This window comes from Sorangium sp. So ce726, assembly GCF_051521405.1.
Taxonomy (GTDB): domain Bacteria; phylum Myxococcota_A; class Polyangia; order Polyangiales; family Polyangiaceae; genus Sorangium.
The window spans coordinates 795,115-814,249 of record NZ_CP150349.1 but is presented as its reverse complement, the minus strand read 5'-3'; the positions used below and the strand labels follow the sequence as shown (position 1 = coordinate 814,249).

The window sequence follows — 19,135 nt, the reverse complement described above, 5'->3', positions numbered from 1 at the left end:
CGGCGAGGGACAAGGGACATCATGTTGAGACTCTGGGGTCACAAGAATTCTTCGAACGTGCAGAAGGTCCTCTGGGCGCTCGACGAGCTCAGGCTCGATTTCGAGCGCATCGACGCCGGCGGGCCGTTCGGTCGCGTCAAGGACGCCGACTATCTCACCCTCAACCCGAACGGGCTGGTTCCGACGCTCGAGGACGGTTCGCTGGTGCTCTGGGAGTCGCACGCGATCGTGCGTTATCTGTTCTCGCGCTACGGGTCACCGCCGCTCCAGCCGAGCGATCTCGCCGACAAGGCGCGCGCCGACGCCTGGACCGACTGGCAGTTTGGGACCCTGTGGCCGCCGATCCGGACGCTCCTGGTGCAGCTCGTGCGCACGCCCGAAGAGCGCCGCGATCAGGCCGCGATCGAGGCCGCGCGCAAGTCGGCGCTCGCCGCGCTGGGGATCCTCGACAGGCAGCTGTCACGGCACCCGTGGGCCGCGGGAGAGTACTTCACGTTCGCCGATATCCCGCTCGGGGTCGCGGCGCAGCGGTGGTACAATCTGCCAACCGAGCGGCCCGCGCTGCAGCACGTCGACGCGTGGTACGGCCGCATCAAGCGCCGGCCTGGATTCGAGCGATGGGTGGACCTGCCCCTGGGATGAGAGCGGGGCGCATCTTCGTGCGCTACGGGCTCATCCGCAGAGTGAAGCTCGCTGCGGCGTACTTTCGTACGCCTCACTCGCCTGCCTAGCGGCTGAGCCCGTATCACACGAATCTGCACCCCGCTCGTGGCGCGCCCCGCGGGCGCTTGCTCTGCCCTCTCGTATCCGCGTCTCCTCTCGCGGACTGCCCCTCAGAACATCGGAAGCTCGGTGTCCAGCCCGAGGAGCACACGGCCCTGGACCTCGCGCGTGTGCGGGGCGACGAGGGCGTGCTGCGTGACGGCGTGAACGTCGCGGAAGCTGCGTTGAAGAGGGCTCTCCGCGTAGAGCGCCGCGGCGCCGCCCGCCGTGTACGCCAGATCGACGGCGCGCGCCGCGCCGAGGGCCGCGTTCGTCGCGGCGAGCCGGACGCGCGCCCGGTCCCGCAGCGAGATCGACCTGCCAGAGACCGCGGCGTCCCAGACGGCGCCGACGGCCTCGAAGAGGTAGGCCCTGGCCGCGCCCAGCGTGGCCTCGGCCTCGGCCACGGCGAGCGCCGTCGATGGCCGCGCCCCGAGCGACGGCGTCGCTCCGATCGGCCGCTTGGTCGCCGCGAGCCGGACCAGCTCATCGATGGCCGCGCGCGCCATCCCGAGCGCGGTCGTCGCGACCGCGCTCGCGAGGAAGCCGAAGAGCGGGAACACGAAGAGAGGCCCTGGATGGGTCGGCGCCGTCATCGGGAGTCGGATGCAGCGGCTGCTCGGCACGAAGACGTCGACGACCGCGAAATCGTGGCTCCCGGTGCCGGCAAGGCCGGAGACGCTCCATGTATCCAGGATCTCGCACTCCGAGGCGCGGAACATCGGCACGACGGCCTCGGGGACGCCCCCGGGCAGCATGCGCGGGGCTATCCCGTCGAAGACCACCGCGGTGCCGCCCAGCCAGTCGCAATGATGACAGGCGCTCGCCATCGCCCACCTCCCGGCGACCCGATATCCTCCCTCGACCTCGACGGCGCGCCCGCTCGGCGCGAAGACGCCGGCGGTCACGGCATCCGGGCTCGCGTGCATCTCTTTGCCCCCCTCCGCCGGGATGTACGCCTCGAACGCGCCGGTCGTGCCGCAGATCATGGCGCACCACCCCGCCGCGCCGTCGGCGCGCGAGAGCTCCTCGATGACCTGCAGCGCCGTGAGGGGGTCGGCCTCGAGCCCGCCCAGCGCGCGCGGACGACACATGCGGAAGATGCCCGACTCCCGGAGCGCCCTCGCGACCGGATGGGGCAGACGGCGCTCGCGCTCTCCCCGCTGGGCGTGCTCCTGGACGAGCGGAACGAGGCTGCGCGCCGCGTCGAGGAGCGACGCGGGCGCGGCGGAGGACATCGTGGTCATGGTGCTCGACTCACCCCTTCCTTGGCGGCTGCGCATAGCGCGACTCTTCAGCGTAGTATTCGGGGAACCCCACGATCTCCTGGAGCGCCGCGAAGCTCATCCGCGGATCGGGGTGCTGGCCGGCGCGCAGGGCCGCGAGCGCCTCGCGCATGGCGGCGGCGGCGACCGAGAGCAGGGTGAGCGGATAGGCCGCGATCTTGTAGCCGATCGCCTCGAGCTCGGCCGGCGGCAGCACCGGCGTCCTGCCGTGATCCACCATGTTGGCCATCGTCGGCGCGCGCACCTCGCGGCAGAACGTTCGCATTTCCTCCACGCTCTCGGGCGCCTCCAGGAACACGATGTCTGCCCCGAGGTCGGCGAACGCCCGCGCGCGGGAGAGCGCCTCGTCGAAGCCGTGCGTCTGGCGGGCGTCGGTGCGGGCCATGATGAGCACGCCGGCGCCCTCGTCGCGCGCGTCCACGGCGGCCTGGACGCGGGTGAACGCCTCGTCGCGGGACACGACCTGCTTGCCGCGCGTGTGGCCGCAGCGCTTGGGAGCGACCTGGTCCTCGATCATGACGCAGGCCAGCCCGGCCTGCGCATAACCGCGCACCGTGCGCTTCACGTTCATCGCATTGCCGTAGCCCGTGTCGCCGTCGCCGAGCACCGGAATCGAGACAGCGCCGCAGATCGCCCGCGCCTGGTCGACCATCTCACCATACGAGATCAGCCCCGTGTCCGGCGCGCCGAGGCGCGCGGCGGAGACCGCGAAGCCGCTCATGAACGAGAGCGAGAAGCCGGCCTGCTCGATCAGCCGCGCCGACAGCGCGTCGAAGCAGCAAGGCATGACGAGGAGGCCGGGCGAGGTGAGCAGATCGCGGAGCTTCTGAGCGGGGGACACGGCGGGGACGATACCGCGATCGGCTGCCCGTAAGGCAAGCGCGAAGGGCCGAGAGGCGGCGCGCGCCGGCGTGCGCCGCCGCACGCTGCCGCACGCTGCCGCACGCTGCCGCACGCTGCCGCACGCTCAACGAGCGCCCGCACGAGCAAGAGGGATGGACGGGGGCGCGCGCCGGCGTGCGTTCCTGTTGCGGGCCCCCGGCGCCCGGGAGCAGGATGGGCCTGCGATGATGCCGCACAGGAGAGGGGCATGAGCACGGTTTCATTGAAGGAGATCGCGATCGACGGCCGCCCGGCCAGCGTCCACGTGGGCGGGCAGGGCGAGCCGCTGCTGCTGGTGCACGGCGCCTGGGGCGGGGCGCCGATGCACTGGGCGCCTGTCTGGGAGCGATTCTCGGAGCGCTTCCAGGTGATCGCGCCCGATCTGCCCGGCATCGGGCGCACGGACACCCCGGGGCTCGGCTCGCTGGGCGCCTATGCGCGCTGGCTCGAGCGGCTCCTGGACGAGCTGGGTGTCGCCAGCGCGTGGTGCGTCGGCAACTCCTTCGGCGTATCGGTCGTATCGAGCTTCGCTACCCTGTTCGCGTCCCGCTGCCGAGGGCTCGTGTTCGTCAACGGCGTTCCCATCCCCCCGCTGCCGCGCTTCGTCGGCTGGCTCGGAGCGCGGCCGCTGCCCCGCCGGGTGCTGCGCGCATTGATGCGGAAGCAGACCTATAGCCCGGGGGTCCTCGGCCGCGCCTACGCCGATCCCGGCCGCGCCCCGGCTGCCCTGCGGGACGTCCTGGAGAGCGCCAATCCACCTCCGCTGGAGGCGGTGATCGACGCCGCCATCCAGGGAGGTCTCAGGGCCCCGCTCAGCCTGAATCCCCTCCTCGTCTGGGGAGAGGCGGATCAGCTCCTCGGCAACAGCGCGGACGACGCGAAGAAGCTTCACGCGTCGCTACCGGGGTCGCAGCTCACCTTCATCCCGGCGACAGGGCACATGCCGCAGGTGGAGAACCCCGAAGCGTTCGTCGACGCGGTGTCGCGGTTCATCGAGGCGCGCGCGGCCGCCGCCCGTCCGCGCGGCTTCGGCGGTCAGGCCAGCCCGGGCGCATGAGCGCCGGCGGTGCCAGGCGAGTCGCTCTCAGGGCATCGTGGTGACCCGAGCGCGCTTGCTGAGCTGGACCGCAGTGTAGAGCAGATAGAGCCCGGCGAGCCCGACGAGCACGTAGATGATGCGGCTGAGGGCGCTGAGCCTGCCGAAGAGCCCGGCGATCACGTCGAACTCGAACAGCCCAACGAACCCCCAGTTGACCGCGCCGATCACGACGAGCGTGATCGACGCCCACGTTAGCCCTGAGAACCCACGGTTGACCTGCTCCATGACCCCGGCAGAAGCATGTGCCGCGCCGCGCGGTGCGTGCACCGCGCGCCCGCTGCGGCGTGACCGCGCGTCGCGCTGACGCCGCTGGCTCGCCGCGCCCGCGCCTGCGCCGCCGGCTCGCCGCGCCCGTCAGGCCGCGGTGCTCACGGCGCGCGGGCCGGCGTGACGTCGAGCAGGGAGGGCAGGATCGCGCCGGAGCCGCCGGTGAACACGACATCGCAGAGGCCGGAGATCGCGCTCGGCTCGACGTTGACCTCGGCGATGAGGGCGCCGTGGCGCTTGGCCATGGGGACGAAACCGGCGGCGGGATACACCACGGCCGACGTACCGACGACGAGCAGGAGATCGCAGCCCTCGACGCCGGCAGCCGCCGCGGCGAGATCGCTCTCCTGGAGGGCCTCGCCGAACCAGACCACGTGAGGGCGAAGGACGCCGCCGCAGCGGCAGCGGGGCAGCTCTGCCGCCGTGAAGCGGCGGGCGGGGGCCTCCGGATCGGGGGAGCCGCTGCCTGCGAAGGCGGGCGTGATGGGCACGTCGCGGTTCTCGGTCACGCTCTCGCACGAGAGACAGCGCACCTGCCATAGCGAGCCGTGGAGGCGCACCGGGCTCCGGGAGCCCGCCTGCTCGTGCAGGCCGTCGATGTTCTGGGTGATCAGGGTGAAGACCCTGCCGGCCTCCCGCCACCACGCCTCCAGCTGCGCCAGCGCGTGATGACCCGGGTTCGGGGCGCAGCCGAGGGCGCGCTCCCGGCGGTGATTGTAGAACTCCCAGACGAGGCCCGGATCGCGCTGCCACGCCTCGGGCGAGGCGAGGCTCGTCGCCTCGTACCGCCGCCACAGCCCCCCAGCGCCGCGGAACGTGGGGATGCCCGACTCCGCCGAGACGCCCGCGCCCGTCAGGACGGCGATCTTCCTGGCGCGGCACAGGGTGGACTGGAAGCGCTCGCGGCTCGTTTCGCTCATCACGGACCCCCTGAGGATAGATCGAGAAAGAGGCAGGCGGAGGGCCCGACGCCAGCTCCTGTCGATTTCGGGTGTAAGCCGGCCGAGACGACCGCGTTTCCCTGGCACTCGGACGCGCCGAGCCCCGCCACAGCGGGCCCCGGCCGCGAGAGCCCCCTCGTCGGCTCGCCGGACAACCGGCGACACGCGGCGTTCACGCAGCGAAAGCGGCGAGGGGTCCGTCTCGCCCGTGGAAAACGCACTGTGGGGCCCCCGCGCGTGCGGCCCCCACAAGGACCTGTGTGTGGCGATCGGCGATGGCCGACCCACGAGAACGTACAGCAGGGATCCGCCCTCGCGATCCCCTTCAAGGAGGACACCTCATGCGCACCCGGCCCCTCGATCTCGTCGCCCCCGCCCTCGTCACCGCGCTGCTCATCGGCTGCGGTGGCTCCACGCCTGCCCCCACGGCGGCGACCGCATCGGCCGCGCCGACCGAGGCCGCCGCCGGGCAGCCCATGCAGCCGGAGTTCGACGCGCCGCAAGACGAGGGCCGCACGTCCACCGCCAAGCGCGAGGAGGCCGCGGCGAGCGACGCGGTCGACCGTGACGCCGCGCCCGCGGAGGCTGCGCCGCCGCCGGCCCCGCCCGTGGCGGCCGCCCCTGTGACGCCCACGCCCGGGCCCGCGCAGTCGCGGGCGACCAAGGCGGGCGCCGCGCGCGGGGCCGACGCGCGCATCCAGGTGACGGGCGGCGCGCCCGCGCCCAAGAAGGCGCCCACCCCGGCGGCGACCGCCGTGGCGCGCCCCGCGGCCCCGCCCGCGGCCGTCGCCGTCACCGCGCCCGAACCCCAGGGCAGCGAGACGTACCGGGACTACGGCGTCAACCCGGTCGAGGACCCCGCGAAGGACCGGCTCTCGACGTTCGCGATCGACGTGGACACGGCCTCTTACGCCATCGCGCGCCGCAAGATCATGGATGGCGCGCTGCCCCCGTATCAGGCCGTGCGCGCCGAGGAGTTCCTCAACTACTTCGATTACGGCTACGCGTCGCCCGCGACAGGCCCGTTCGCCGTGCACCTCGCGGCCGCGCCCTCGCCGTTCACGTCGGGCCACCACCTCGTGCGCGTGGCGGTCCAGGGCAAGCGCGTGCCGGTCAAGGAGCGGACCCCGGTGCACCTCGTGTACCTCGTCGACACCAGCGGTTCGATGCAGTCCCCGGACAAGATCGAGCTCGCGAAGAAGAGCCTGAAGATGCTCACCGACACCCTCAAGCCGGGGGACACCGTCGCGCTCTGCACCTATGCGGGCAGCGTGCGAGAGGTGCTCGCGCCGACGGGCATCGAGAGCAAGGGGAAGATCCTCGCGGCCCTCGACGACCTCACCGCGGGCGGCTCCACCGCCATGTCGAGCGGCATCGATCTCGCTTACAGCCTGGCCGAGCGGACGCTCGTGAAGGGGCACGTCAACCGCGTCATCGTGCTCTCCGACGGAGACGCGAACGTCGGCCCGACCTCCCACGACGAGATCCTGAAGACCATCAAGCGCGCGAGGGACAAGGGGATCACGCTGTCCACCATCGGCTTCGGCCAGGGCAACTACAAGGATCTCATGATGGAGCAGCTCGCCAACCAGGGCGACGGGAACTACGCCTATATCGACAGCGAGGCGCAGGCGCGGCGGGTCTTCTCCGAGCAGGTCGGCGGGATGCTCCAGGTCATCGCCCGCGACGTGAAGATCCAGGTCGAGTTCGACCCGAGCTTCGTCAAGAGCTACCGGCTCATCGGCTACGAGAACCGCGACGTGGCCGACCGGGACTTCCGGAACGACAAGGTGGACGCCGGCGAGATCGGCGCCGGGCACAGCGTGACGGCCATCTACGACGTCGAGCTCAAGGCCCCCGCGCTGAAGGGCGAGGGCGCGGCGCCGGTCGTCGTGCGCCTCCGCCACAAGGCGCCGCTCGGCTCGAACACGGCCGAGGAGACGCTGGTCAAGATGGCCCCGGGCGCCATCGCCCCCACCTTCGACGCGGCGCCGGCCGACTTCCGCTTCGCGTCCGCGGTGGCAGGGTTCGCGGAGGTCCTGCGCCACAGCCCGCACGCGCGCTCCTGGAGGCTCACCGACATCGAGAAGATCGCGAGGGCCGCCGCGTCCAGCAAGGGTGATCAGCAGGAGTTCATCGGCATCATCCGCCGCGCCGGCGCGCTCGCCAACGGCAAGACCGACGCCGTGGCCGTGAACGCCGACTGACGCGCGCGCCGTGGGCGGACGGATGAATCGCCCGCCGCCCGGAACGCACCTGACGAGCCCCGTTGGCCAGCCGCCTCCGGGGCTCGTCATTGCCCTCTATCAACCAATACCCTCTCCACTTCTCCCGGCCGCCCCCGTGCGCTCGGGGGACCCGGCCGGCGCCGCCGCGTTCGTGGTATGCGGCGGAGATGGGATTGCTCGCGATCTGCGGCTCGATCACCGCCGATCTCATCGGCTACGGCCCGCGGCTGCCGCGCCCCGGCGAGTCGGTGCTGGGCCGCCGCTTCCTCGTCGCGCCGGGCGGCAAGGGCGCGAACCAGGCGGTCGCGGCGGCGCGCTCGGGCGCGCGCGTACGGCTCGCGGGCGCGCGCGGCGACGACGCGCACGGCGAGCTCTGCGCGGCCGCGCTCGCCGCCGACGGGGTGGAGCTCTCCGCCGTGGCGGTCCACCGCGGCGCGACGACGGGCGTGGCCCTGATCTGCGTCGACGAGGCCGGAGAGAACCAGATCCTCGCGATCCCCGGCGCCAACGCGCTCGTCACGCCGCCCTCGCCGTGCGGGGCCTCGGTCTGGCTCTGCCAGGGCGAGATCCCGGCCGCGGCGATCGACGGCGTGCTGGCGGCAGCGCGGGCCGATGGCGCGCTGTCGATCTGCAATCCGTCGCCCGCCAACGCCATCGATCCCGAGCTCATCGGCCGGTTCGATCTCGCCGTGGTCAACGAGCTCGAGCACGAGGCGCTGCGCGGTCACCTGCCGGAGCGCGTGGTGCTCACGCGCGGCGCGCGCGGCGCGGTGCTGCTGCCGTCGGGCGAGGAGCTCCCCGCCCTGCCGGCCCGCGCTGTCGACACGACGGGCGCCGGGGACGCCCTCACGGGCGTGCTCGCCGGCGGGCTCGCCTCCGGGATGGCGATCGAGGCCACACTCCGGTTCGCGATCGCGGCGGCGGGCATCTCGGTCGAGCGCGAGGGGTGTCAGACCTCGTATCCGACACGCGCCGAGGTGGAGCGCCGCCTCGAGCGCTCCACGGTTCCGTGACGGCCTCTCCTCCCGGCGTCACAGGGCACCTCGCCCATCACGCCCCCGCGCGGTGAGCGCCGCGCCTCCGGGAGTTGACGCTGCACCTCGCCAGCAAGGGCGGCTATCCTGGCGGCATGACGAACTTTCGCGGGCCTGCGATAGCAGCGCTCGTCGGCCTCTCGGCCTGCGGCGTCCAGGAGCGCAACTTCGCGGGCGCGGGCGGGTCGGGCGGGTCGGGCGGCGGTGATGGCGCCGGGACGACCGAACATTCCAGCGCGAGCGCCGGCACGAGCGCGAGCGCCGGCACGAGCGCGGCGACCGGCTGCACGCAGGTCGAGGATTGCTTCAATGGCGGCGACGACGACTGCGACGACGCCGTCGACTGCGCGGACTCGGACTGCGCGGAGGGCGCGGTCTGCCTGACGGCACCCACGAACTTCGAGCTTGGCGTCGTTGTGGACGCGACCGAGCCGTGCCCTGGCGGGTTCACCGCGAAGGAGACGCTCCTCTTCCGCGGCCTCTCCGGCAGCGGCTGCGAGGGCTGCGGCTGCACGCCGAACCCCACCGACTGCGCGGCGGATCTCTACCTCTACGCCGACGAGTCGCAGTGCGAGGCCGACGAGGGCGGGACGCGCGGCACGCTCGCGAAGCGGGTCGGGTTCACGTGCGACGCGAAGCCGATCAACAACGGGTTCGTCGACTGGGGCGGCGTGCGCGCGGGCCTCTTCGACGTGATCCAGAGCTGCACCGCGACCGGCACGGCGATCCCCGCGCCGGCGACGTGGACCGAGTCCAGGAAGTTCTGCCACGCGACCCCCGGCGTGGGCTGCGGCGCCGGCGAGGCCTGCGTCCCGAGGCAGGCCTCGCCGGCGACGCAATGCGCGCTCGTGTCCGGCAGCGCCACCTGCAGCGGCTATGCGCGGCGCGAGAGCGACTGGTTCCGGGGGTACAACGACACCCGGACGTGCTCGTCGTGCTCGTGCACCGCGAGCGGCGGCGACTGCAACTACGTGCGCGTCGAGCTCGGCAACGACTACTCCTGCTTCGATCACGCCCAGATCTCGCAGGGCGGGCGGTACTGCGGGTACGCCTACTCGCCCCCGGCTCACCTCGTCGGCACGCCGACCAGCTCCACCTGCACCGCGCGCACGAACCTCAGCGGCTCGCTGGATCCCACGGGGCAGTCGACGCTCTGCTGCGTCGAGTAGCGGATGCTCCTGCCGCGCGCTCGCAGGCAGCTCCTCGCCGCGCTCTCGGCCGCCGCCGCGGCCGGCGCGCTCGCGGTGGCCGGCTGCGCCGAGCCCGCCGCGGTCCGCGCCGCGCCGGCCTCGCCGCGCAGCGCTGCGTCGACCGGCGCCGGCGCTGGCGACCCGTCCTCGCCCGCGGGCCCCACGGCGGCGGGCGCGGGCCCGGCGGCGCCGGCGGCGGGCCCCGAGCGCCGGGCCAGCCTCCAGTACCACCTCAACGATCGCGCGTTCCCCTCGCCGCTCATCGACGCCGTCGTGGCGGGGCAGCCGGCCGTGCTGATCGTCGACACCGGCGCCTCCCACCACGTCCTCGCCCGCTGGCTCGCCGACGAGCTCGCGCTGCCCCTCTCGACCGCAGGCGACGTCGCCGTCGACCACGCGGGCAGGCCCCTCGCGGTGTCCCGCCTTGAGAACGCGAGCCTCGCGCTCTCCGGGTGGGGCCGGGTCGAGGTCTCCGCGCTGCTCGTCATCCACATGCCCGACGTCCTGCAGCGCATCGGCATCGGCGGCATCGTCGCGCCTCAGGAGCTGGCGGGGCCGGGCCGCGCCGTCGTGCTCGACCTGCGCGAGGGCCGGATGACCGAAGCTCCGCGCGACGAGGCCGCACGCGCGCTCCGGGCGCGGTTCGGCGAGGCCGCCATCGTGGAGCTCGCCCGCTGCGGCGGCCCGAACCAGGGCAGCGAGCTCACCGCCAGGGCGAGCGTCGAGGGGATCGACGTCACGCTGAAGATCGACTCGGGGGCGTCGCAGAGCTCGCTCTTCGCCGTCTCCCCCGCGGGAAAGCGGCTGTCGCGCCGGGCGACCGGCGGCAGGAGCGCCTACGCCGCCTCAGGCAGGCACACCGTTCCCGTCCTTTCGGGCGCTCGCCTCCGGATGGCGGGGTTCGACGCCGCCGCGGATATCGATCTTCTGCCCGGCGAGCAGCGGGCGACCTGTCCGTCGGACGGATTTGCCGGCATGGATGTGCTCCGCACCTGTGTGCTGGTGCTCGCCGAGGACGGCGGCGTCGCGGCCTGCGCCCCGCGATGATCCGGTGAAGGACCGCGCGACGTGCGTTCGGCGCGAGCGCGGCGCGTGATCGACGAGGCGCGCTGCGGCAACCGCGGCGCGCGGTCAACGAGGCACCCCGCGGCAACCGCGGCGCGATCGGCGCCGAGCCAGCGAGCGGACCGCCATGCCTCAGCGGAGGCGCGATGCGTCGTGGTAGAAGGGGCGCACGCGTGGACGCCTCTGTCGCCGCGGCAGGGGGAGAGATCCGTTCCTCCGCGAGGCCGGGGCGCCCGCGGCGGTCGGGAGGCATCATGACGACAGGTTTCGAGTTCTTGACCCAGGACGACGAGCGGCTGCTGCTGGAGAAGTCGAGCTGCGTCACCTACCGACCGGGCGAACAGATCCTCGAAGAGGGCTCACGAAGGCAGGGCATCTTCATCGTGCGCAGCGGCCTGGTCGGGGTCGAGGTCGCCCACCTCGGGCGCGGCGTGGCCCTCCGCCAGCTCGGCCCCGGCGCCATCTTCGGCGAGATGTCGTTCCTCGAGAGCGCGGCCGCGAGCGCCTCCGTCGTCGCCCGCGAGGAGTGCACGCTCGACGTCATCGAGGGCCCGTATGTGCACTCGCTCCTCGCCTCCGTCCCCGGCCTCGCGGCGCGCTTCTACCAGTCGCTCGCGATCATGCTCGCCCAGCGCCTCCGCGAGAACACCGCGATGCTCCCGCCGCTCCTCGTCGAGGACGTGCCGCAGGTCAACCGCTTTCACGCGGCGAGGACGGGCCAGGCCGGCACCAACAACATCCCTCCGAAGCTCATCGACACGGTCGAACAGTTCAAGTTCGAGATGATGATCGCCGACAGGATGGTGAAGGAGGCCAAGCAGCCCGAGGCGGAGATCCAGGAGAAGGTGAGCGCCGCGTGCCAGACCATCGTGTCCGCGCTGCGCGAGCACATCGAGCGCGAGCGCCACCTCGAGAAGGGCATCGGCGCCTATGTCTTCCGCGAGACCTTCTCGCTCTTCATGCTGAGCCGCACCGTCGACCGGTGCTACACGAAGCCGCGCGGCTACGCGGGCGACTTCTACACCATCGAGATGATGTACAACGACGAGCCCGCGGGCGACGGCCGCCTCGGCCGCTTCATCGATCAGTGGGGGCTCGCCATCGACGCCTGCCGCGCCGTCAAGAACCGGAGAGGCGTGCTGAGCCGCGCGATCCGGGACGCCTGCAGCGCGCACGCGTCCGGCCCGGTCCACATCACAAGCCTCGCGAGCGGCCCCGCCCGGGAGCTGTTCGACCTCTACGCTGAAGGGGGCGAGCCGCCCGACATCAAGGCGACGTGCATCGATATCGACAACCAGGCCCTCGCCTACGCGGCCGGCATCGCTGACCAGCTCGGCGTCATGGACCGCTTCAGCTTCGCGCAGGACAACGTGGTGCGGCTGGCCCACGGCCGCGGCAGGACGGTCCTCAAGCCCCAGCACATGATCTACAGCATCGGGCTCACGGACTACCTCCGCGACGACCTGGTCGTGGCCCTCCTCAATTGCATGCACGACAAGCTCCTGCCCGGGGGCGTCGCGGTCGTGGGCAATTTCGGGGTGAACAACCCGAGCAAGGCGTTCATGGACCACGTCCTCGAATGGGAGCTGATCCACCGCAGCTCCGACGATCTCAAGACGCTGTTCGCCCGGTCGAAGTTCGGGAGCACCCCCGTCGAGGTGATCGCGGAAGAGGCGCAGGTGAACCTGTTCGCCTTCTGCACCAAGTGGTGAGACGCCCCGCTTCAGAGCGGCGGTCACCCGCACAGGAGACGGGCCCAGATCGGCGTTTTCGGCGCGGAAGCGTACTCTTGTGCGCTGAGCACCGAAAACGTCGAGATGGGTCCGTATCCGCCCGCTTGAGAGCGGCGGTCACCCGCACAGGAGACGGGCCCAGATCGGCGTTTTCGGCGCGGAAGCGTACTCTTGTACGCTGAGCACCGAAAACGTCGAGATGGGTCCGTATCCGCCGCGGGTGACCGCCGCTCAGCGAAGCCAGCGCACTTCGTACTCGCACGTGGGGTGTCCCTCGAAACGGCACTTCGTGTGGAGGCTCTGCCCGCCTCGCGCGCCCGAGAGCCGGAGCGCGTTCTCCTGCCACGCCGGCACCGCGTCTCTGCAGGTCTGGCGCCCCGGGTCGGACTGCGGGTCGACTCCCAGGTAAAGTATCAGCCGGAAGAACCGCTCTCCCTCGGCGAGGGGGGCGAGCCGGCCGCCGTTGAAGTACATGCCCCACATCACGCCGGCCTGCCGCATGACGAGCGCGGGCGTGCCGAGCTTGAGCAGCACCTTGTGCGCGAGCGTCAGGTCCTGCTCGGCCACGTAGGCCGCGAGATCGCGGATGACACCGGACCGGTTGGGCCACCGCGAGATCTCGTCCGCGATCGCGTTCCAGACCGAGATGGGATACCAGCTGTGCGCCGCGAGATCGGGCGCCGCGAAGACCGCCCGCGCGGCTGCAGGCAGCTTGGCGTCGAGGGCGGACATGGCCTGGCTCCCCCACCGCGTCTGCAGGTAGGTCCTCGTGTGCATGAGCGCCGACCCCCGGATCTTCATCGCCAAAGCCGCCCGTCCAGGATAGATGCACCCGGGCGGTGGGGGCCAGCGTGGCGCGCTGCGGACCGCCGCGCACGCGCACGCACATGCCGACGATCGCGCGCAAAGGCGCTGCGAGCCCGCCCCCCGCGACGCACGAGCGCGCTCACTGGAGCCGCTCGGCGGTCGGAGCCGGCGGCGGGGCGCCGCCGGAGCCCTTCGCCCGTCGCGCCTGCGCGGACGCGTCGAGCACAGCGCGCACCGCCTTCGCGAGCTGCGTCGGCGTGTACGGCTTGGCCAGGAAGTGGGCGACCCCGTCGAGCAGATCGCCCTGGAGGAGGGCGTCCTCCGTGTAGCCCGAGGCGTAGAGCACGGGCAGCGGGGCGCGCGCGCGGGCGAGCGTCGCCGAGAGCGCGGGGCCGCGCGCGTCCGGCAGGACCACATCGCTCACGAGCAGGTGGATGGGGCCTGGATAGGCGGCCGCGAGCGCGATCGCCTCCTTCCCGCTCCGCGCCGCGAGGACCGAGTAGCCGAAGGCGCGCAGCGCGGCGACGCAGAGCTCGCGCACCTGCGCCTCGTCCTCCACGACGAGCACGGTCTCCACGCCCCCGACGGCCGCCGCGGTCGCCCTCACAGGCTGCTCGCAGGGCACGCCGCGCACGCGCGGGAAGCAGATCGTGAAGCGCGTGCCCTGGCCGGGGGCGCTGGCGAACCAGATGTGGCCGCCGTGCTGCTTCACGATGCCGTGGCACGTCGCGAGCCCGAGGCCCGACCCCTTGCCCGGCTCCTTCGTCGTGAAGAACGGCTCGAACACGTACCTCTGGACGGCGTCGTCGATGCCCTGCCCGGTGTCCGTGACCGTGAGCTCCACGTAGTCTCCGGGCTCGATCTCTGGCCTCCACTCTCCGTCGCCCGCGCCGAGCGCCCTGTTCACGGTCTCGATCACCAGGCGGCCCCCGCCGGGCATCGCGTCGCGCGCGTTCACGGCCAGGTTCATGAGCAGCTGCTCGAACTGCCCCCGATCGATGTGGATGGGCCAGATCTGGCTCCCCGGCAGCACGACGAGCTCCACGTCCTCGCCGACGAGCGGGCGGAGGAGCGGCTCGACCCCGAAGATCAGCGCGTTCGGGTCGACCACGCTCGGCTGGATCAGCTGCTTGCGCGCGAAGGCGAGCAGCTGCCGCGTGAGCGCCGCGGCCCGCTCCGCGGCGGTGCCGATCTGCGTGAGGTGCTCGGCGACGGGCGACGCCACCGGCACCTTGCGCACCGCGAGCTCCCTGTGCCCGAAGATCGCGGTGAGCATGTTGTTGAAGTCGTGCGCGACCCCGCCGGCGAGGCGCCCGATCGCCTCGAGCTTCTGGCTGTGAAGGAGCTGCTCCTCGAGGCGCCGGCGCTCGGTGATGTCGAGGCTCGTGCCGACCAGCCCGGTGATCGTCCCGGCGTCGTCCGTGAGCAGTTGCGCCGCCATCTGCACGTGGCGCAGCTCCCCGCTGGACGGGCGCACGACGCGGCACTCGACGGGGCTCGCGATGCCGAGTGGCGACGCGGTCTCCGCGCCCCCGAAGACCCGGTGGCGATCCTCGGGGTGGATGAGGCCAGCGAAGAGCTCGAACGTCGGGCGCACCGAGAGATCGACGCCGAGGATATGGTAGAGCTCCTCGGACCAGCAGATCGTCCGCGACGCGATGTCGTAGGACCAGCTGCCCACGTGGGCGATGCGCTGCGCCTCCTTCAGCATGCGCTCGCTGCGGCGGAGCTCCTGCTCGGCGCGGCGGCGATCGGTGAGGTCGACGACCGCGCCGAAGAAGCGGGACGGCGGCCCCGCCTCCTCGACGACGGGCAGGCTGCTCAGCAGGCACTCCCGCACCGTTCCATCCCGGTGGCGCACGCGGAACGCGATCGCGCCGGACCCCTCTCCGGTCTCGTTCGCCAGCTGCAGGCCGGTTTGCAGCCGCTCCCGGTCGTCGGGGTGGACGGCCTCGAGGAAGGTCTCCGTCGAGGGCGTATCCGTCTCGGGATCGCGGCCCAGGATCCGGAAGAGCTGCCGCGACCAGGTGCTGCTGCTCTGCCCGAGCTCCCAGAGCCAGTTGCCCATCTGCGCCGCCTGCTCGCCCTCGTCGAGCTGCCGCCGCGCTTCCTCGACGAGGGCGGAGCCCCTCGCGCTGCCCGGGTCTCTGGCCGGCGCGTCCGGGCCTCGCGCGGCGGCGCTCCGACCTGGCGCGCGGGCGAGGGCCAGCTCCCGCTCCAGCTCGGCGACGCGCGCGCGGAGCGCGTCCAGCTCACGGCTCCCAGCTGCGCTCATGGCCGTCCCGTTCCTCGCTGGGGCAGAGCGGTGCTCATGGCCGCCCATTGTATGCCGCAGGCGGCCCGCCGGGGACTCCTCATTCTGCGGCCCCCGCCGCGGGCGCGCCTGGTTTCATCAGGGCTCCGCCGCGAACCCCGGCGTGCGCCGGCGTGCGCCGCCTGATTCTGTGCGTCAGCAATCCCGCCAGTGATTGCTGACGCACAGAGCTAGCTCCGCCGGCGCAGGAGCAGCGTTCGCGTGATCTCCACGACCTTTTCCTTCACCCTGCCCTCGGCCTTGCCGAGCTCGGGTGTGAACAGGTCAGCGCCCTGCTCGATCAGGGCGCGCGGCGGCGTGTTCTTCACGCCGACGATCCGGAAGGTGACGCTCCCGGCGCCGCTCTTGGCCTCTTCCCTGGCGATCACCTTCGACGCGGCGAACAGCGTGTCGCCCGCGAGCACGCCGCTCGGGTGCGCCCCCTCGTCGAGGCCGAGGTCCCAGACGCCGCACCCGGCCGTGTCCCGGCTCGAGAGCGCGAGCACCCAGGACAGCACGAGCCCCCCGTGGACGACCCGCGTCTTCGCGAAGGAGCTCGACCTGGAGTACTGCTCGTCCACGTGCAGCGGGTGCGAGTTGCGCAGGAGGGTCGCGAGCTGCATGTGCTCGCTGTCCCCGATGGTCCTGCCGACCTCGTGGGTGATCACGTCGCCGACCTCGAAGTCATCCCACGCGCAGGCGAAGCCGCCCTGGCGCGCCGGCGGCGGCAGCGGAGCGTCGAGCTCCTTCGGGAGGCGCGCCGGCTGCGCGTCTGGCTGCGCGACCGCGTGCGGCGCGTCCTCGGGGCGCTCCGCGACGCGGCCAGGGGGCACGAGCGCCTTGCGCTCGAACGAGCAGACGAGCAGCCCGTCCTGGTTCACCACCTGGGTCCTGACGTGCACGACGCCCTTGTCCCCCGTCGAGACCGGCTTCTTGCCGATGACCAGCGAGCTCGCGCGCAGCGTGTCCCCCGGATAGCAGGCCGCCGGGAACCGGACGTCGGTGTAGGCGAGGTGCGCGATCGCCTGCTCGCTCACGTCGTGCACGCTGAAGGAGATCCCCAGGTTGAGGAGCAAGAGCGGGCTCACCGGCCTGTCCCTGAGCCCCACCGACCGGGCCGCGACGCGGCTTGCGTACGTCGGGATCGCGTCCTGGAACGAGGCGGCGAAGAGCGCGAGCATCCCCTCGTCCACGGTGACGTCCCAGGGGTGGGCATACACCGCGCCGACCGTGAAATCGTCGAGCTTGCGGCCGTAGCGAGGAGAGCGGACGCGGACCATCGGTCCGCGCGATCATGGCACAGGCGCGCTCGGCTGACGACGGCGCGCGCGCCGCGCCTGCGCCGCACCTCCGCGCCATGTACACCGCGCCACACCGCGCCACACCGCGCCACGCCGCGCCTCTGCGCACGCGCTTGCTCGCTGGTGCACGCGCTCGGCCGTCCGCTCGCTCGCGCCTCCGCGCTGCAGCGCGCCGCGGCGGAGCGCGCCTCAGGGCAGCGGCCCTTCGAGCAAGGCGCGCGCGATGCCCTGCGCGAGCACCTCGTGCGGGCCCAGCTGGAAGAAGAGGCTGCGGGCGTCGAGCAGGAGCCTCGCCGCGGTCGAGCTCTCCGCATAACCGCTCGCCCCGTGGATCTGCATGCAGGCGTCGGCGGCGTCCCAGGCCACGCGGCTGGAGTAGAGCTTCGCCATCGCCGACGTGAGCTCACACGGCTGCCCCGTGTCCGCCACCTGCGCCGCGGCGCGCGTGAGCTGCCGCGCGGCGGCGACGCGCGCGATGAGCCCTCCGAGCCGGTGCGCCACGCGCGGGAAGGAGATGAGCTGCGACCCGAACTGCACCCGCGTCTTCGCCCGCTCGAGCGCGAGCTCCAGCGCGGCCTGCGCCACGCCCACGCCGCACGCGGCCGCGTAGGTGCGACCGGTCACGAGCGCCCGCTGGATCTGGGCGATCCCCTCGCCCTCGCGCTCGCCGAGCAGGGCCTCGCGGCCGATCTGGAGCCCCTCGATCCGGAGCTCGTAGTGCCCCATGCCGCGCTGCCCGAGCGCCCGCAGCTCGGTCCCGGCGATCCCGGCGTCCGGGAAGTCGGCGCCCGGCGCGCCGCGCCGCTTCGCGATGACGAAGAGGCTCGGCCCGAGCGGCAGCTGCCCCTGTCCTCCTGGCGTCGTGGTCCTCGCGAGGGTGAGCACCAGGTCGGCGCGGGACGCGCCGGTGACCCACGCCTTCTTTCCGATGAGGAGATAGCTGCCGTCGGCCTGGCGCTCGGCGCGCGTGACGACGCGCGCGAGGTCCGAGCCGTACGCCGGCTCCGCGAACGCGAGGGCGCAGCGCGCCTCGCCGTTCGCGATGCGCGAAAGCCAGGTCCGGCGCTGCAGGTCCGTGCCGGATCGGGCGAGGAGGTCCGACGCGATGGAGGCCGTCATGGTGAGCACGCCGAAGCCGAGCGAGCCGCGCGCGAGCTCCTCGATGGCGGTCGCCATGGCGGCCACACCGAGTCCGTCGCCCCCGTGCTCGGGCGCGGTGGCGAGGCGGAACACCCCGAACTGCCCCATGCGGCGGACGATCGACTCGGGGATGAGCCCGTTGCGGCGGTGGATCTCGGGGGCGAGCGGCTCGACGAGGCGCTCGACGAAGTCGCGCATGTTGTGCCGGATCCAGCCGATGCGCTCGTCCTCCGCGCCAGCGCTGGCGGGGATGCCCTGCTCGGCGGCCGCGCGCGCGATCGAGGCGACGGCGACGCTGGAGCCCGCGTCGCGCGCCCACGCCGCGACCGCCGGGTGGCCGATCGCCTTGGCGACCTCGTCGTCGCGGAGCTCGAGCTCGCCGAGCGGCGCGATCTCCCCGCCGCCCAGATCGACGCCGCCGCGCAGCGACAGGAGCAGCGCCCCTGCGTGCGCCTCGGCGACGGCCCTCGCCTCCCCGCCCGCCTCGCAGGCCCAGCTCGCGAGCGAGCGGCATGCCTCGATCTCCGCGTAGAGGTGGGCGAGCGCGTGGGCGGCGACCTGGTGTCGATCGAGCAGCATCCGCGACACGTGCAGCGGCACGGCGGCGCCCGCCCGGATGAAGCTCGCGCTCCGCGGCGCACCCCGGAGGGCGGTGCCCACGGCGCTCCCGACGTCCACCACCCGGTCGCGGAGGCGCCCGCGCGCGACGCGCGCGAGCTGCTCGGCGGAGGTGATCGCCTCGCGCATCCCCCCGGGACTGTCGGCCTCAAGCTTGCGAGAAACGATCGTGGCGTGTTGCTCCCGAATCGCCCTCATCCCCCAATCCCCCCGCTCGCAGACTATGACCCACGCCTCGCTTCACCGGACGCAGGACACAGCGCCTCACCACCGCTCCACAGCCACGCTCCCCGCGGCAGACGCGGAAAGGCCCGCCGAGGATGCCACCCCAAACCGCGTTCGTCGAGCCTGGGCGCAGCCTCACTATCACGAGGCGACAGCGCATTAAGGCCGTCCCTGAATTTGCCTCACGTCGGCTTCACTCGGGCTTCACGTCAGTCCACGTCGGCATCAACCGTTCCGTCCCGCGACGCGCAAACACCCCAGCTC

Annotated in this window: 15 protein-coding genes; 7 read left to right on the top strand and 8 right to left on the bottom strand. The window is 72.7% G+C overall.

The window, feature by feature from the left end; all coding sequences use genetic code 11:
* The first annotated feature begins 21 nt into the window (after positions 1–21).
* The gene (locus WME79_RS03015; protein WP_437531601.1) at positions 22–642 is read left to right on the top strand and encodes a glutathione S-transferase family protein; all 621 of its coding nucleotides are present in this window, start codon (positions 22–24) and stop codon (positions 640–642) included.
* A gap of 191 nt (positions 643–833) precedes the next feature.
* Here WME79_RS03015 and WME79_RS03010 read toward each other — a convergent pair whose 3' ends face one another.
* Both WME79_RS03010 and WME79_RS03005 read right to left on the bottom strand, forming a co-directional pair.
* A complete protein-coding gene (locus tag WME79_RS03010) occupies positions 834–2,009 on the bottom strand; it encodes an acyl-CoA dehydrogenase family protein (RefSeq protein ID WP_437531599.1) in 1,176 nt (391 codons plus the stop codon).
* 10 nt (positions 2,010–2,019) lie between these two features.
* Positions 2,020–2,889: an isocitrate lyase/PEP mutase family protein gene (locus WME79_RS03005; RefSeq protein WP_437531597.1), complete on the bottom strand. Its 870-nt coding sequence runs from the start codon at positions 2,887–2,889 to the stop codon at positions 2,020–2,022.
* A 249-nt stretch (positions 2,890–3,138) separates the two neighbouring features.
* On the opposite strand from WME79_RS03005, the gene WME79_RS03000 reads away from it, so the two are divergent.
* Complete coding sequence (locus WME79_RS03000) at positions 3,139–3,987, top strand: alpha/beta fold hydrolase (protein WP_437531595.1); 849 nt, start codon at positions 3,139–3,141, stop codon at positions 3,985–3,987.
* A gap of 27 nt (positions 3,988–4,014) precedes the next feature.
* Here WME79_RS03000 and WME79_RS02995 read toward each other — a convergent pair whose 3' ends face one another.
* Positions 4,015–4,254 carry a DUF378 domain-containing protein gene (locus tag WME79_RS02995; protein ID WP_437531593.1) on the bottom strand — a complete coding sequence of 80 codons (240 nt, stop codon included), beginning with the start codon at positions 4,252–4,254 and terminating at the stop codon, positions 4,015–4,017.
* Between the two features lie 143 nt (positions 4,255–4,397).
* A complete protein-coding gene (locus tag WME79_RS02990; RefSeq protein ID WP_437531592.1) occupies positions 4,398–5,216 on the bottom strand; it encodes an SIR2 family NAD-dependent protein deacylase in 819 nt (272 codons plus the stop codon).
* Between the two features lie 362 nt (positions 5,217–5,578).
* On the opposite strand from WME79_RS02990, the gene WME79_RS02985 reads away from it, so the two are divergent.
* The 5 genes from WME79_RS02985 to WME79_RS02965 all read left to right on the top strand — a co-directional run bounded on the left by WME79_RS02985 (position 5,579) and on the right by WME79_RS02965 (position 12,466).
* Positions 5,579–7,444 carry a vWA domain-containing protein gene (locus WME79_RS02985; protein ID WP_437531590.1) on the top strand — a complete coding sequence of 622 codons (1,866 nt, stop codon included), beginning with the start codon at positions 5,579–5,581 and terminating at the stop codon, positions 7,442–7,444.
* 188 nt (positions 7,445–7,632) lie between these two features.
* Positions 7,633–8,478, top strand: coding sequence for a ribokinase (locus tag WME79_RS02980; protein WP_437531588.1), 846 nt, complete (start codon positions 7,633–7,635; stop codon positions 8,476–8,478).
* A gap of 116 nt (positions 8,479–8,594) precedes the next feature.
* Positions 8,595–9,668, top strand: coding sequence for a hypothetical protein (locus WME79_RS02975; RefSeq protein ID WP_437531586.1), 1,074 nt, complete (start codon positions 8,595–8,597; stop codon positions 9,666–9,668).
* Positions 9,669–9,671: 3 nt separating this feature from the next.
* Entirely contained in the window at positions 9,672–10,736 is a 1,065-nt protein-coding gene (locus tag WME79_RS02970) for a retropepsin-like aspartic protease (RefSeq protein WP_437531584.1), read from the top strand.
* A 272-nt stretch (positions 10,737–11,008) separates the two neighbouring features.
* Positions 11,009–12,466, top strand: a complete 1,458-nt coding sequence (locus WME79_RS02965) for a cyclic nucleotide-binding domain-containing protein (RefSeq protein ID WP_437531582.1) — start codon at positions 11,009–11,011, stop codon at positions 12,464–12,466.
* A gap of 252 nt (positions 12,467–12,718) precedes the next feature.
* Here WME79_RS02965 and WME79_RS02960 read toward each other — a convergent pair whose 3' ends face one another.
* The 4 genes from WME79_RS02960 to WME79_RS02945 all read right to left on the bottom strand — a co-directional run bounded on the left by WME79_RS02960 (position 12,719) and on the right by WME79_RS02945 (position 18,844).
* A complete protein-coding gene (locus WME79_RS02960; protein WP_437531580.1) occupies positions 12,719–13,288 on the bottom strand; it encodes a hypothetical protein in 570 nt (189 codons plus the stop codon).
* A 145-nt stretch (positions 13,289–13,433) separates the two neighbouring features.
* Entirely contained in the window at positions 13,434–15,569 is a 2,136-nt protein-coding gene (locus WME79_RS02955; RefSeq protein ID WP_437531578.1) for an ATP-binding protein, read from the bottom strand.
* A gap of 209 nt (positions 15,570–15,778) precedes the next feature.
* The gene (locus WME79_RS02950) at positions 15,779–16,867 is read right to left on the bottom strand and encodes a MaoC family dehydratase (RefSeq protein WP_437531576.1); all 1,089 of its coding nucleotides are present in this window, start codon (positions 16,865–16,867) and stop codon (positions 15,779–15,781) included.
* A gap of 210 nt (positions 16,868–17,077) precedes the next feature.
* Complete coding sequence (locus WME79_RS02945) at positions 17,078–18,844, bottom strand: acyl-CoA dehydrogenase family protein (protein ID WP_437531574.1); 1,767 nt, start codon at positions 18,842–18,844, stop codon at positions 17,078–17,080.
* Positions 18,845–19,135: the final 291 nt, after the last annotated feature.

What these genes read in the sequence shown, in the direction of transcription:
- WME79_RS03000 (WP_437531595.1), top strand. Translation starts at nt 3,139, where the DNA reads ATGAGCACGGTTTCATTGAAGGAGATCGCGATCGACGGCCGCCCGGCC.
- WME79_RS02950 (WP_437531576.1), bottom strand. Translation starts at nt 16,867, where the DNA reads ATGGTCCGCGTCCGCTCTCCTCGCTACGGCCGCAAGCTCGACGATTTC.
- WME79_RS02965 (WP_437531582.1), top strand. Translation starts at nt 11,009, where the DNA reads ATGACGACAGGTTTCGAGTTCTTGACCCAGGACGACGAGCGGCTGCTG.
- WME79_RS02980 (WP_437531588.1), top strand. Translation starts at nt 7,633, where the DNA reads ATGGGATTGCTCGCGATCTGCGGCTCGATCACCGCCGATCTCATCGGC.
- WME79_RS02990 (WP_437531592.1), bottom strand. Translation starts at nt 5,216, where the DNA reads ATGAGCGAAACGAGCCGCGAGCGCTTCCAGTCCACCCTGTGCCGCGCC.
- WME79_RS02960 (WP_437531580.1), bottom strand. Translation starts at nt 13,288, where the DNA reads ATGAAGATCCGGGGGTCGGCGCTCATGCACACGAGGACCTACCTGCAG.
- WME79_RS02945 (WP_437531574.1), bottom strand. Translation starts at nt 18,844, where the DNA reads ATGAGGGCGATTCGGGAGCAACACGCCACGATCGTTTCTCGCAAGCTT.
- WME79_RS03010 (WP_437531599.1), bottom strand. Translation starts at nt 2,009, where the DNA reads ATGACCACGATGTCCTCCGCCGCGCCCGCGTCGCTCCTCGACGCGGCG.
- WME79_RS03015 (WP_437531601.1), top strand. Translation starts at nt 22, where the DNA reads ATGTTGAGACTCTGGGGTCACAAGAATTCTTCGAACGTGCAGAAGGTC.
- WME79_RS02975 (WP_437531586.1), top strand. Translation starts at nt 8,595, where the DNA reads ATGACGAACTTTCGCGGGCCTGCGATAGCAGCGCTCGTCGGCCTCTCG.
- WME79_RS02995 (WP_437531593.1), bottom strand. Translation starts at nt 4,254, where the DNA reads ATGGAGCAGGTCAACCGTGGGTTCTCAGGGCTAACGTGGGCGTCGATC.
- WME79_RS02970 (WP_437531584.1), top strand. Translation starts at nt 9,672, where the DNA reads ATGCTCCTGCCGCGCGCTCGCAGGCAGCTCCTCGCCGCGCTCTCGGCC.
- WME79_RS02955 (WP_437531578.1), bottom strand. Translation starts at nt 15,569, where the DNA reads ATGAGCGCAGCTGGGAGCCGTGAGCTGGACGCGCTCCGCGCGCGCGTC.
- WME79_RS02985 (WP_437531590.1), top strand. Translation starts at nt 5,579, where the DNA reads ATGCGCACCCGGCCCCTCGATCTCGTCGCCCCCGCCCTCGTCACCGCG.